Here is a 12,420-nt window from a genome sequence, read left to right on the forward strand (position 1 = left end):
GTGCCGCTGGGGGTGGTGTTGCCGCCGCTGCCCGCCGAGACCGGTACGTTGTCGATATAGACCGTGTTGCCGGCCGCACCCGCCGCATAGCCCGAAGATGGGGCGAAGCTGACGGTGCGTGGGATCGTCTCGAACAATGTCGTGCCGTCACCCGTGGTGATGACCATGTCATTGTCGCCACGCGTGAAGGTCGATACCGGAATGTAATTGGCGATCTTCTTCAACAATGCGTCGCGTTGGTCTAGCGCATCGGAAACGTCGGTGCCGGAACGGGTTCCGGACATGACCGCCGTGTTGGCATCCTGGAACTGGTTGAGCAGCGAGTTGAGATCTTTGACGGCGGTATCGATCTGGCCGTCGGTTTGGGTACGAAAGTCCTGGATGGCCTTGGAGCCTTCATTCAGGGACCGCACGACCTGTTTGGCCGCGTCGATGACGCTCGCGCCAAGATTCTGGTTGGACGGCGAGGTCGCGTATAGTTGCAGCGCCTGCTGCAGGTTGCCGATCGCAGTCGAAGGTGAGGAGGCGTTGTCGACGCCATTCACTGAAACGTCGAGCTGATCCATGCCGCTGTAAAGCGCGCTCTGGCCGGCGTAGGCGGACAGGGCGCCGAGGTTCTGGCGAAACAGCAGGTCGTTGGCTGCACGCTGGACATCAACCGAACGTGCGCCGGGCGTCGTGCTGGTGACGAGCGCGATGCGGCGCGAATAGTTCGGATTGTCGGCGTCTGCCACATTGCGCGTGACGACGCTTGTCTGCCGCGAGGTGGCCAGAAGCGCCGATTGGGCGATGCTCAGTGCGGTGGAAAGCGACATGCTGGTCTTTCACGGGCGGAGCCCGGTTATCTCTTCAGGTTGACAAGGACGTCCATCAGATCGGAACCGGTCTGGAAGACTTTCGAATTGGCGGTATAGCTGCGCTGGGCCGCGATCATGTCGGTCAATTCCTCGGCGATATCGACGTTGGAATTCTCGAGCGCGCCGGAGATGATCGAGCCGGCCTTGCCTTCATTGGCAAAGCCGACACGGACCGCGCCGGACTCAGTGCCTTGCGCGTAGACGTTGCCAGGCAGCGCCTTGAGCTGGTCGGGGCTCTGCACGTCGGCCAGCGGAATCTTGTAGAGCGGCTTGGAGGTGCCATCCTTGTACTGAGCGTAGATGGTGCCATCCTTGCTGATCTGGATCTTGTCGATGGTGCTCGGCGCATTGCCGTTGACCTGGGCATCGGAAACGGTGAATCCGGTCCCGAGCTGGGTCAGCTTCGACAAGTCGAGATTGAGGCTGGCGCCACCCGGCACGGTGAATGAAATGCCTGTGGGTGTGCCGGTCAGCTTGCCCGTCGTAGTATCGAAGGTCAGGTTGGCTGAGCCGAGCGCGCCGCCGACGGCGTAGGGAAAACCGGTTCCAGGCGTTGCCTTCGACTGATCGAAGACTGCTACCTCCCAGGTGCCGGTGCCGGTGTTGGTGAAATAGACGTCAAGCAGCTTCTTGTTGCCGAGATTGTCATAGGCGACCATCGACGTTTTCTGAGTGTACTGTGCGGTGGCGGCGTTGGCGCTGGGCAGGTTGGCGGCAGCGACCGGTGTCGCGCCCGCCGGCAGATTGCCACTGAAATTACCCTCGGTGCTCGGTGTCGCGGTCAGTCCCTGGTCGGAGATGACGACCGGCTCGAGACCTTCGAAGCCGTTCACTGTCGCCGCCGGTGTGCCATTGGCGTAGCTGTAGGCCATCAGCTGGAAGCCGGCGGCATTGACCAGCCGGCCCTGTGCGTCGGGCACGAAGGCGCCGGCGCGGGTCAGGAAAGGCGTGCCGCTGGGATCCTGGACGACGAAGAAGCCATCGCCGCTGACGGCAAGGTCGGAAACCGATGTCGTGTATTGAAGCACGCCCGGATCGCTGACCGCCTGGCGGATCGTCGTGGTGACGCCGCCGGAATTATAGGCGCCGCCGGTCGACGGCATGATCAGCGTCGAAAATTCGGCCGAGGACCGCTTGTAGCCGGTGGTGTCGGAGTTGGCGATGTTGTCGGCTGTCGTCGACAGGCGGTTTGCCTGTGCGTTCATGCCGGAAACGCCGGTCCGCATCATTCCGTAGAGGCTCATCGAGATGTCTCCGCAATATCCATGCCACTGGCTTCGAGGCTACGCGTCCTGTCTTGCGCGAGGCTGGCGCGGCGCCGCATCAGAACACGAGCCGGTAGCCGAGGAAGCGCTTGGAATCGATAGGGTCGGTGCCCAGCTTCTCGCGCAGTTTCTTGCGCAACTTGCTGATGTGGCTCTCCACCACGTTCTCCTCGACCTCTTCGTCGAAGATGCCGTAGATGGCGTTGAACACCTGGGTCTTGGTGACGCGGCGGCCGCGGTTGCTCGCCAGATATTCCAGGATACGGCGCTCGCGGCGCGGCAAGGGCAAAGGCTGGCCGTCGATCTCGGGATCGCGGCCGTCCATGAAGATGCGCATGGCGCCGATCTCGGTATAGGCGACGTCTTCGCTGGCGCGTCGGCGGATGGCGGTGATGCGGGCCAGGATTTCACGGATGTGCACCGGCTTGCGGATGACGTCGTCGACGCCGCTCTCGAACAACCGCAGCGTGTTTTCCAGCGAATGCTGCTCGCTGAGCGCAATGACCGGAGCCCCGGTGCGGTCGCGGATCTGGCGCGGCGAGATCGCGCCGTCACGGCAGTCGCCGATCAGGAAGGCCCGGACCGAGCGCAGATCGGTGTCGGCGGCCGAGTTGACCCACTCGCCGAATTCGCCCGGTGCGAAACCGGCGCAGGCGATCCCCTCGCGGTCGAAAAGTGAATTGTAGCCCTCTGTCACGAGCTCTCGCTCGTCAACGATAACGATCATCGGCCCCGCCTCCGAATCAGCACATTTGCCCCGTGGGGAAAGGCGTATCCGCTGCCGGGAATCCTGAACAACCGTCATTTCTTATAACTAGTTTCTTGGGAGTCTGGAATCGGATCGGTTGCATTAGCGTGCAGCCAGATATGCTTGCGGGTGCAAGTCTTGACCAAGTCGTGCCGAACCGCTCCGCAGTCGGGGATTGATGTATTAGAAGCAGAAAATGCGCTTACGGGTTGCAGAAGGTGCGCGCGTTCGTGGTCCATTTGCCAAAGCCGGTGGCAACCATGTTGGCGATCACCCTGCAGACATAGACCTTCTGCGCCGGGTCGTTGTCGGGACCGGCATGATAGCGGGCGACGGCCATCGACCAGGTCTCGTGGCGGGCATGGAGGCTGGCCAGGAAGCGCGCCGCGTAGTCGACGTTCTGGCGTGGGTCGAGCATGTCCTCGACGCTGCGGAAATGCGAGGCGTGGTAGTGATGGTTGATCTGCATGCAGCCGAGATCGATCAGCGTCTTGCCCTCGCGCTGGGCGTTGGCGAAGGCGGCAAGCGCTTCGGTTCGGCTTCTCGGAAAGACTGCTTTTCCTTCTATATTCAATGCGTTGGGCTGAAGACTGCCCTTGTTGCCGGTTTCCGTCAACCCGACGGCATAGAGGATGCCGGCGGGCACGCCATAGCGGTCGGCGGCACGCAGGATCTCGGGTTCGCAGGGATTGGTGGCGGCGCCGGCGCTGCTCGCGAGGCTAGATAAATATATCGCCGCCAGCGCGCTCGCGAGAAGGCGAAGCGACGCGGCCGTGTGTTTGCGCATCATCATGGCTACCCCTTGCGGAATGCTGACCCGACTGCTGGCCACCGGCCCCATTATTGCCGCCGCCGGAGTTTCCGGGCTGGAAGGATGATGGATCGCGGCCGGGTGCCGCGCTCACGGAGGCGGTTGTATCCGTCCGGATTGTGGAGGTGACTGCAATCGATGGTTGCAAGATGGTCACCTTGTCAACCTCGAAACCGAGCCCGCGCAGCGACTTGACGATCGCTTCGCTGTCGCTGGAAAGCCGGCGATAGGCATCGTGTGTTTCGGGCTTCAACTCAATCGACAGTTGTTCTCCGGAGAGCCGAAGATGGGCCGTGACCATGCCCAGTTCGGCCGGGTGAAGTTCGATCTTCAAGACATGTGTCGGAACGGCAACAGAGCCCGTCAGCTGAGCGGTCGCGGACGCCGTGGCGAGCGCCTGGTTCGGGCCGCCGTCGGCTGAAATGGCGCCGATCACGTTGAGGGCCGCCTGGCTCATCGGGGCCTGCGGCGGCGCGGGGAAGCTGCGCTCGGAAACGACGTCGATGCGTGCCGCCGCCGACTGCTGTTTTCCTGGTTCGGACCGCAATGAAGACTGAAGGTCGGCGATGGATTTAAGCTGCGGCGCCGCCTGCTTCGTCTCGACGCCCGGCACCTCCGCGGATGTCTCGGGCAGGGGGCCGGCCTCGATCGTATTGTCGTGTCTTGGCGCGCCGGCGGCATCGCGGACGAGCTGACCGTCGAGTTTGGTCAACGGCCCGTCGACGAGCGACACCCGCTCAGGCTTGGACATGGGGTCGAGACCGTCACTCGGGGCGGCGGATTTCTGCCGATAGGCCTTCGTGGGAAGCTGTCCAACGACAGCCGCGTCCTGTCCTGTTTCGCTCGCGCTCGAGTCGGCCGACTTGGCTGATGTCGAGAAATGGCGCAGGTCATGAAACGCCATCAGCAGCGGCAGATGCTCGTCGAGCGCGGCTGCACCCGGTTCGATGGCCGACGCGTCGGCATCGGCATCCTTGTCCGTCCCGGTGTCCTTGCCGTCCTTCATGGATTTCGCGGCAGATGATCCACTCGGCGTGGTCCTTGCCTTGCCTGCGGGCATCGGCTCATCCTCGCCAGTCTTCGCCGCAAGGTCTGCCGCAAGCCTGCTCCAGCGCGGATCGCGAGAGCCGGCCTCGGCCGGTGGCTGCTTTTCCGAATTGGCAGGGCTCGCGCCGCCGTGCACCATCTTGCCGAAACCGGTGTCGTCCTTCTTTCCAGGCGCGGCCTGCTGCTCGGCCGTGCGCGCGGCGGTAAATCCTGGCAGGGCCGGGCCGAGGCTGGGGGTCATTTTGGGGCGGCTCCAAGCATCTGGTCGATCAGGTCGAGCTGTCGACGGGTTTTTGTCATGGCGGCGTCGGTCGGGTCTGTCGTGTCGGCGCTGGCCGAAGTCGCCGGCGCCGATGCCGGCAGGGCGGTTGCCGCGTCGGTTGCCGGCGCGGATGCGTTCGGCGCAGCAGGCGCGGCGGCCAGGGATGGCGCCACGGCCGGCCGTTCGGAGACGGCGCCCTCGACGGGGGGCAATCCGGCGGCATCAGTGGTCGGCACCGCCGCAGCCTCCGGTTCGGGTGCCGGCACCACTGGTGCGGGCGCCGGGTTTGCGGCCGCAAGTGAGGCAGGCGGCGCCACCACTTCGCCGGCGATGGCCTGGGCCGCGTCGAGCAAGGCGCGGTCGCTGTCCGACAATTTGCCGCGGTCGATCTTGCCCAGTTTGGCGCGCACGTCCTCGATGGTATCGGAGGTCACCGTGGACAGGCTGGAATAGAGCAGGGCGCGCGGATCGCCCTGATTGGTGTTGCCGTCGCGACCCTGTTCGGCCCGTGCCGAGGCGAAGGCCGATAAGTCGCTCATGCCGTCGATCGCGGCGCGGCGGGCGATGCGCAGATAGATCACCTTCTCGCGCTCGGGATCCATCATCGAGGTGATGTCGGCAAGCTTGTCCTGGCTGATCGACATGTGCAGTGCGATGACGCCGGAGACGAAGGAGTCGGCGAACTGGCTGGCGTAAGGCGAATAGAGATAGCGCTCGACATATTGGGTCGAGGCAAGCGCGAACCGTGCCGCGTCGCCTTGCGTCACCGCAATGCCGACCGAGCGCCGCAAAGCCGCTTCCTCGACCAGAGTGCCGGGGCTGAGCAGCTTGGCCTCATCGAGCAGCATCAGCGCGGCGGCCGGCTGGTCCGTGGCGAGCAGTGACCCTTTGACCAAAGCGAGGAACGCGCCGAGATCGCTTGGCTGGGTCATCGGGTCGATCGGCCTCAAGGCTTCGATCGCCTCGCCGGGCCGGCCGTTCAGATAGCCGATCACGCCTTTGGCGATGGCAAGGTTCCGCGGATCGGAGGCGGCGCGCGATACGGCCGCCTCGACGGTCACCGGATTGCCGCCGCTCATGCCGTAGACCAGCAGCGCGCGAAAATTCTTGGGGTCCTTGAAATCCTCGGCATCCGCGGCGCGCAACCGGGCATCGGTCATCTCGAGCAATTTGGCCTGCATCGGCATCGCGGCATGATCGCCGGCCGCGATACGGTCCTGGACGAGCTGCAACGAGCGCACCAGCTGATAGGGCTGCAGCGTATCCTGGGCGAGGCCCGCCGACGGACATGCCGCGGCCAGCAGCAACAGGCCTGTCAGGCGGCTGGTCAGCGCCGCCCGCTTCATCCGCCGGTCGCCATCAGGATCTCGATGCGGCGGTTGGCCGCCGACATCGGGTCCGCCGGATCCTTGGGCTGGCGATCCGCGAAACCGGCAACCTCGGTGATACGGCGTTCATCGACGCCACCACGCACGAGCATGTAATAGGCCGAATGCGCGCGCGCCGTCGACAGCCGCCAATTGTCGTAGCTGTCGCTGCGGAAAGGGCGCGCATCGGTGTGGCCGTTGATGCTGATGGTGCCCTTCTGGCTGTTGACGATGCGGCCGATCTTTTCCATCGCCAGCCCCAGTTCACGGCTCGGCACCGCCGATCCGACCTCGAACATGCCGAAGTCGAGCTGATCGGTGATGGAGATGACGACACCCTTGTCAGTGGCTTCGACCGAGACACCGTCATGCAGCTTGTCGCCGGGCTTGAAGGCATCGGCGAGCTGCTGCTTGACGTCGGCAGCCGCCTTCACCGCGGCGGCGGTCGGAGCCCTGTCCGCCGCCTCGGGCTTTGCGGCCTCCTGCTTCGCGACGGCCGTGCCCGCCTTGGCCGTATCCGCGGCCTTGCTGTCTCCAGCCTTGGCGTTGCCCGCCTTGGCATCCCCGGCCTTGGCATCCCCGGCCTTGGCATCCCCGACCTTGGCATCCCCGGCTTTCACATCGCCGGCCTTGGCCATTGCCGCGGCGGCATCCTTGGCATCCCCGGCCAGGGGTTCCAGCGGTGCGTCCTGGACCGGCGGTGCCGGCTGCACGGCCTTGACCTTGGCGATCTGCGTCTCGGCAGCCTTGTCGCCGGGCTTGAGCGGGTCGCCCTCGACCCTGGGGCGCTGGGCACTCGCCTCGGCGCCGGGCGCGGCAACCTGCTGCGACCAGAAGTCAGGCTCGAAGGGATCGCGGTAGGACGCGCCGCCCGAGGCGCCGGTCGCCGGGCCGGAATTCTGCGCGCCGCCATCGCCCTTCTGGCTGACATTCTGCATGACGCCGGTATCAGTGGCGATCTCTGACAGCACCGCATAGGGGTCGGCGAAGAGATGCTCGTCGGACTGTTGCGACTGCTGCGCCTCCTGCTTGTTCTGCTTACGGTTGGATGAGCCCGCTGCGCCGATGCCGTCCTGTCCGGCCTTGGTTGTCGCTTCCTGCGGTTCGTCGGCCATCAGCCCGACCGAGCGCGGCCCATTGCCGAGATCCTGGAGGCCCTTGCGGCTCGACTCGCGATCGACCAGCTTGACGGGATTGAAGTAGCTGGCGACGGCCGCCTTGGTTTGTTCGTTGGCGGCATTGATCAGCCACATGACCAGGAAGAAGCACATCATCGCGGTCATGAAGTCGGCGAAGGCGATCTTCCAGACGCCGCCATGATGACCTTCGTCGTGGTCGTCATGCCCGCGCCGCACGATGATGATCTCGTGCCTGCCGTGATCGGCATCGGCGACGCTCATGACAGGACCTCGGAAAGGGTTGCCGACCATTCGGCCATGCGCGTCTCGAACACGGCCTCGTCGATGGTGACCGTCAGGTCGAAGCCGGGCGCCTCGATGAAGTCGAGATTTTCGGCGCGCGGCCCAAGCGATGCCTTCAGCGTTTCGAACAGCGAGAGTGGCCCGCGGACGGCGATGCGCACGGCTTCGCCATCGCGAACGGCTTCGCGGATCGCGCCGGCGAGCGCTTCAAGCGAGCGCTTGCGCAGATCGTCGCTGACAACGCCGCCGATGATGCGGGCGACCGTGGCGCCGACAAGATCCGTCACGCGCGCCTCCATGGCGTCGAGCCGCGACGAAACCGCCTTACCGACATCGCCACCGAAGCTGTCGAGAAACGCCCTCGCTTCCTCGGCATTTGCCTGGCGTTCCGCTTCCAGCGCTGCTTGATGGGTCGCGGCAAGCCGCTCGCCGAGCGCTGCCTCCGCCTGGGCAACCGCCTCGGCGATCAGCGTGCCGATATCGGCCGGCGGTGCCGCCGCCTCGGGCTTGTGCTCGGCGGCGGGCTGGGGCTGGCTGGCGCGTTGCGCGCGCGCGCCGAAGTCCGGAAGAAGATCGAAGAGGGCTGCGGAGGGCATGGTCTACGCCGCGACTTCCTGGGCCGCCCATTTGCGCAGGATCTGCGCGGTGCGTTCCTCGTTGATGTCGACCATGCGGGCAAGCCGCTCCTGCGGGGCCGGCCTGATCTTTTGGCGCAAATCGTCGAGCGGGGTGGCGCCGGCACGCGTGCCGGGCAAGGCGCCGACGGCGGCACCCGCATCGGCGGAAGCGGCTGCCTCCGGGGTCGGCAGAGAGCGTTGGACTTCATCGAAATTGGGGCCTGCTATGGCGGGCGTCGCCTTGGCCGTCAGCGCGGCCGCCATCGGCCGCAAGCCGAAGAAGGCGACCAGGAACACCACGACAATGAAGGCGCCGGCATTGATCAACGTGCCGGCATGCTGGCCGATGGAATCGAGCATTCCCCCCTGCGGGATCGCCTCGCCGTCCAGCCCGTCGATGAACTCGACCGCCGAGACGTCGATGACGTCGCCACGCTTGTCGTCGAAGCCGGTGGCGGAACTCACCATCTTCTGGATTTCGGCGACGCGCTTGGCGATCTGGTCGGGCGTCGCGTCCTTGCCCAGGATCGCCTTCAGCCGGTCCTGGTTGACGACGACTGCGATCGACATCTTGGTGACGCTGTAGCCATTGGAGACGGTGGCGATCTTCTTGGAGTTGATCTCGTAATTGGTGATTTCCTCCTTGCGGTCGTTCGCCGAGGAGGTCTGCGGACCCTCGGTGCTGGTCGCCTGGGTCTCGGGCAGGTTCTGCTCGACGCTGGCCGGGGTGGAGGCCTGTTTCTGATTGCTGTTCTCGTTGGCGCGCACCGACTGCACCGAGCGTTCGACGCGGGACTCCGGATCGAAGATCGTCTCTTCGGTCTGGCGGGTGTCGGTGTTGACGTCGGCCTTGACGCTGGCGCGGAAATTGTCAGGCCCGAGATAGGGCGTCAGCGCGCGGCGGATGTTGTCGCCGATCTGCGCCTCCACGGTCTGCTCGACGCCGAGTGTGCGGGCGGCGCTGGTGTTGGAGGGATCATCGCCCGCGGCCAGCAGATTGCCGTTGGAATCGAGCACCGTCACCTTGTCGGCCGACAGGCCAGGGACGGCGGCGGCGACGAGGTGGCGGATCGACATGGCGCTCTTCTCCGCGTCGATGCCGGAGTAGCGAATGACGACCGAGGCGGATGGCTGCTGTTCATCGCGGCGGAAATTGGCGCGCTCGGACATGACGATGTGGACGCGTGCCGCCTTGATGCCGGCGATGGACTGGATGGTGCGGGCGATCTCGCCTTCGAGCGCACGCACGCGGGTGATCTGCTGCATGAAGGAGGTGAGGCCCATCGCGCCGACATTGTCGAACAGCTCGTAGCCGGCATTGGCGCTGGTCGGCAGGCCCTTCTCGGCAAGCAGCATGCGGGCCTGCGCCGTGGTGCCGGCCGGCACCAGCACGGAGGTTCCGTCGGAGCCGACGTCGAAGCCGATGCCAGCCTCGCCCAGCACGAGGCCGATCTGGTTCACGTCGGAGCGGTCGAGCCCGACATAGAGCGTGTCATAGGCCGGGCGGTTGAGGTAGACCGAGGCAATGCCGATGACGCCCATCACCAGGACAGCGACGCCCGCCAGCATGGCGAGGCGCCTGACGCCAAAGCCGCGGAGATTCGAGATGATGCTCTGGATCTGTTGCGGCACGGTTGAGCGACTCCCAGCATGACTGTCCGCCGGAACACTAAGCCTCGAAGCTTGTGCGAAAATGAAATCGGGCCGCGCTTGCGGCGCGGCCCGTGAATTGGAAGTCGAAGTATCCGTCGGCTAAGGCTGAACTAGCCGTTCTTGAACAGCGACAGGATCGACTGCGAGGAGCTGTTGGCGATAGACAGCGACTGGATGCCGAGCTGCTGCTGCACCTGCAGCGCCTGGAGGCGGGTCGATTCCTTGTTCATGTCGGCATCGACGAGCTGGCCGACGCCGCGGTCGATGGAGTCCATCAGGCTCTGCGTGAAAGTCTTCTGCAGATCGATGCTGCTCTTGGCCGAACCGAGGATGGTGGCCTGGTCGGTCAACTGAGCCATGACGTTGTCGATCTTGCCGATCATCTGGGTGATGATGTCGTCGGTCACGCCGGCCGCGGTGATGTCGAGATTGAACGCGGAGACGTTGTCGATCTTCGTGGCCGTGCTCGCCGCGGCCGCGGTCTGGCCAGCGGTGTTGGCGGCGGCGTCCGTGCCGCCGCCAGCGAGTGCTGTCGCATAGGCGGCGTCGTACAAGGCCTGGGCGGCGGCGGTGGAGTAGACCGAGGTCTGGCGGTCGAGCGTGCCCTGGTTCTTGACGACGGCAGGAAGGCCGGAATCGAACAGCTTGGTGCTCTCCAAATTGATGTCGATCGTTCCGAGCGAGATTGCGCCCGAGGAGGAGCGATTGAAGGACGAGACGATCTTGGCGTCAGATTGGACGCCACCATTGGCGGCGTTGGACGTCACCGAAAGATAATTCGAACCCGAAAAAGTGGCGGCGTCGGCGAAGGACTTCATCTGCGCCTGAAGCGTCGTGATCTCGGTCTGCGTCTTTGCCTTGGCGGCTGCCGTCTGGCCAATGGTCGAAAGCAACTTGGTCTTGATCTTGCCGATCGTATCCAGCGCATTGTTCATGCCGGTATAGGCAATGTCCACTTTCGAGGCGCCGAGGCCGAGCGCGTCCTGCACTGTCGACAGCGCCTGGTTGTCGGAGCGCATCGTCGTGGCGATCGACCAGTAGGCGGCGTTGTCGGATGCTTCGGAGACCCTGTAACCGGTCGAGATCCTGGCCTGGGTCTGCTCGAGCGACTTGTTGGTGGCGTTAAGGCTTTGAAGTGCGGTCAACGCCGCGGCGTTTGTCATGATGCTCGCCAAGAAACTCGCTCCTTTTTTCAGACCGGTCTTTCTCAAAGACCGGCGTTGCCCTCGCGAGCCGCTCGACCCGCCCCTGGATTGCCGCCACCCCGATCGGGCCGATTCGGCAATCCGTTGTAGTCATTGGTTAACCATGACTAGCTCGTTATGGTTAATGGCCTGTTAAAAGCCAGCTTCAGAGGGTTAAGGAACGAGGGTTGCGCGGGGCTGGAGCAAACGCAAAACGGGCCGCGCTTTTGGCGCGGCCCGTTTGCCTGGTTTGGTCGGTCGAGAGGGATCAGCCGCGGAAGAGCGACAGGATCGACTGCGAGGAGCCGTTGGCGATCGACAGCGCCTGGACGCCGAGCTGCTGCTGGACCTGCAGAGCCTGGAGGCGGGTCGATTCCTTGTTCATGTCGGCATCGACGAGCTGGCCGACGCCGCGATCGATGGAGTCCATCAGGCTCTGCGTGAAGGTCTTCTGCAGGTCGATGGAGCTCTTGGCGGCGCCGAGCTTGGTAGCGGCGGTCGTCATGTCCTTGAGCGCGGCGTCGACGACGGTCATCATCTGCGAGATCTGAGCGTCGCTGGCGGCCGTGGTGCCTGAGAAGATGGCCAGGCTGGCGACCGAATAGGTATCGCCGGCAACGATAGGGCCACCAAGGGTCGGGGCCTGTGCTGTGGTGGTTGCAGCGCCAGTGGTGCCAAGGCGGGCTGTGTCGAGGATACCCTTGGCGGTCGGCGCGGCGCCGGAGTCATAGAGCTTGATGCTTTCGACTTTGACGTCGATCGTCGAGATCGAAACCGCGCCGGCGGAGGTGCGGTTGAAAGCCGAAACGACCTTGACGTCGGCTGCCGTGCCCGAGGCGGTGGACACCGACAGCATGTTGGTGCCGGAGAAGGTGGCGGAGTCGGCGTAACCCTTGAGCTGTGCCTGAAGGGCGGCGATTTCGACCTGGGTCTTTTCCTTGGCGGCGTCGGTCTGACCGTAGGACGCGGTCAGCTTCTGCTGGATCGAGTTGATGGTGGTGATCGCGCTGTTCATGCCAGTGTAGGCGGTGTCGACCTTCGAAGCGCCGAGGCCGAGCGAGTCCGAAACGGTGGACATGGCCTGGTTGTCGGAGCGCATCGTGGTGGCGATCGACCAGTAGGCGGCATTGTCCGAAGCCTGGGAGACGCGATAGCCCGTCGAGATGCGGGACTGGGTGGTGTCGAGGC

11 protein-coding genes are annotated in these 12,420 nt (G+C 64.7%); all 11 read right to left on the reverse strand.

Annotation, left to right across the window (positions count from 1 at the left end):
* Positions 1-815, reverse strand: an 815-nt coding sequence (gene flgK / locus EOA36_RS12730) for a flagellar hook-associated protein FlgK (RefSeq protein WP_127277937.1), incomplete at its 3' end; no start/stop codon positions are given.
* 26 nt (positions 816-841) lie between these two features.
* Positions 842-2,101, reverse strand: coding sequence for a flagellar hook protein FlgE (locus tag EOA36_RS12735; RefSeq protein ID WP_127277938.1), 1,260 nt, complete (start codon positions 2,099-2,101; stop codon positions 842-844).
* A 79-nt stretch (positions 2,102-2,180) separates the two neighbouring features.
* Positions 2,181-2,849 (reverse strand): response regulator transcription factor, encoded by a 669-nt coding sequence (locus tag EOA36_RS12740; protein WP_015315897.1) that lies wholly within the window; start codon positions 2,847-2,849, stop codon positions 2,181-2,183.
* Between the two features lie 223 nt (positions 2,850-3,072).
* Complete coding sequence (locus tag EOA36_RS12745; protein WP_167531313.1) at positions 3,073-3,660, reverse strand: transglycosylase SLT domain-containing protein; 588 nt, start codon at positions 3,658-3,660, stop codon at positions 3,073-3,075.
* Positions 3,590-4,969: a flagellar hook-length control protein FliK gene (locus EOA36_RS12750; protein ID WP_127277939.1), complete on the reverse strand. Its 1,380-nt coding sequence runs from the start codon at positions 4,967-4,969 to the stop codon at positions 3,590-3,592. The genes EOA36_RS12745 and EOA36_RS12750 overlap by 71 nt, the downstream gene beginning before the upstream one ends.
* Positions 4,966-6,336 carry a chemotaxis protein MotC gene (locus tag EOA36_RS12755; RefSeq protein WP_127277940.1) on the reverse strand — a complete coding sequence of 457 codons (1,371 nt, stop codon included), beginning with the start codon at positions 6,334-6,336 and terminating at the stop codon, positions 4,966-4,968. The genes EOA36_RS12750 and EOA36_RS12755 overlap by 4 nt, the downstream gene beginning before the upstream one ends.
* Complete coding sequence (locus EOA36_RS12760) at positions 6,333-7,757, reverse strand: MotB family protein (protein WP_127277941.1); 1,425 nt, start codon at positions 7,755-7,757, stop codon at positions 6,333-6,335. Before EOA36_RS12760 ends, EOA36_RS12755 begins: the two co-directional genes overlap by 4 nt.
* On the reverse strand, positions 7,754-8,374 hold the full coding sequence (locus EOA36_RS12765; protein WP_127277942.1) for a hypothetical protein: 621 nt from the start codon (positions 8,372-8,374) through the stop codon (positions 7,754-7,756). The genes EOA36_RS12760 and EOA36_RS12765 overlap by 4 nt, the downstream gene beginning before the upstream one ends.
* A gap of 3 nt (positions 8,375-8,377) precedes the next feature.
* A complete protein-coding gene (gene fliF, locus EOA36_RS12770) occupies positions 8,378-10,027 on the reverse strand; it encodes a flagellar basal-body MS-ring/collar protein FliF (protein ID WP_127277943.1) in 1,650 nt (549 codons plus the stop codon).
* A 131-nt stretch (positions 10,028-10,158) separates the two neighbouring features.
* Positions 10,159-11,223 (reverse strand): flagellin, encoded by a 1,065-nt coding sequence (locus tag EOA36_RS12775; protein WP_127277944.1) that lies wholly within the window; start codon positions 11,221-11,223, stop codon positions 10,159-10,161.
* A gap of 277 nt (positions 11,224-11,500) precedes the next feature.
* Positions 11,501-12,420 (reverse strand): flagellin (locus EOA36_RS12780; protein ID WP_127277945.1); only part of this gene is annotated, 920 nt, incomplete at its 5' end.

It is taken from the genome of Mesorhizobium sp. M8A.F.Ca.ET.021.01.1.1 (assembly GCF_003998025.1).
Lineage (GTDB): Bacteria > Pseudomonadota > Alphaproteobacteria > Rhizobiales > Rhizobiaceae > Mesorhizobium.

Excerpts from the sequence above, each read along its gene's own strand:
- EOA36_RS12735 (WP_127277938.1), bottom strand. The coding sequence starts at position 2,101 with ATGAGCCTCTACGGAATGATGCGGACCGGCGTTTCCGGCATGAACGCA.
- EOA36_RS12740 (WP_015315897.1), bottom strand. The coding sequence starts at position 2,849 with ATGATCGTTATCGTTGACGAGCGAGAGCTCGTGACAGAGGGCTACAAT.
- EOA36_RS12745 (WP_167531313.1), bottom strand. The coding sequence starts at position 3,660 with ATGATGCGCAAACACACGGCCGCGTCGCTTCGCCTTCTCGCGAGCGCG.
- EOA36_RS12750 (WP_127277939.1), bottom strand. The coding sequence starts at position 4,969 with ATGACCCCCAGCCTCGGCCCGGCCCTGCCAGGATTTACCGCCGCGCGC.
- EOA36_RS12755 (WP_127277940.1), bottom strand. The coding sequence starts at position 6,336 with ATGAAGCGGGCGGCGCTGACCAGCCGCCTGACAGGCCTGTTGCTGCTG.
- EOA36_RS12760 (WP_127277941.1), bottom strand. The coding sequence starts at position 7,757 with ATGAGCGTCGCCGATGCCGATCACGGCAGGCACGAGATCATCATCGTG.
- EOA36_RS12765 (WP_127277942.1), bottom strand. The coding sequence starts at position 8,374 with ATGCCCTCCGCAGCCCTCTTCGATCTTCTTCCGGACTTCGGCGCGCGC.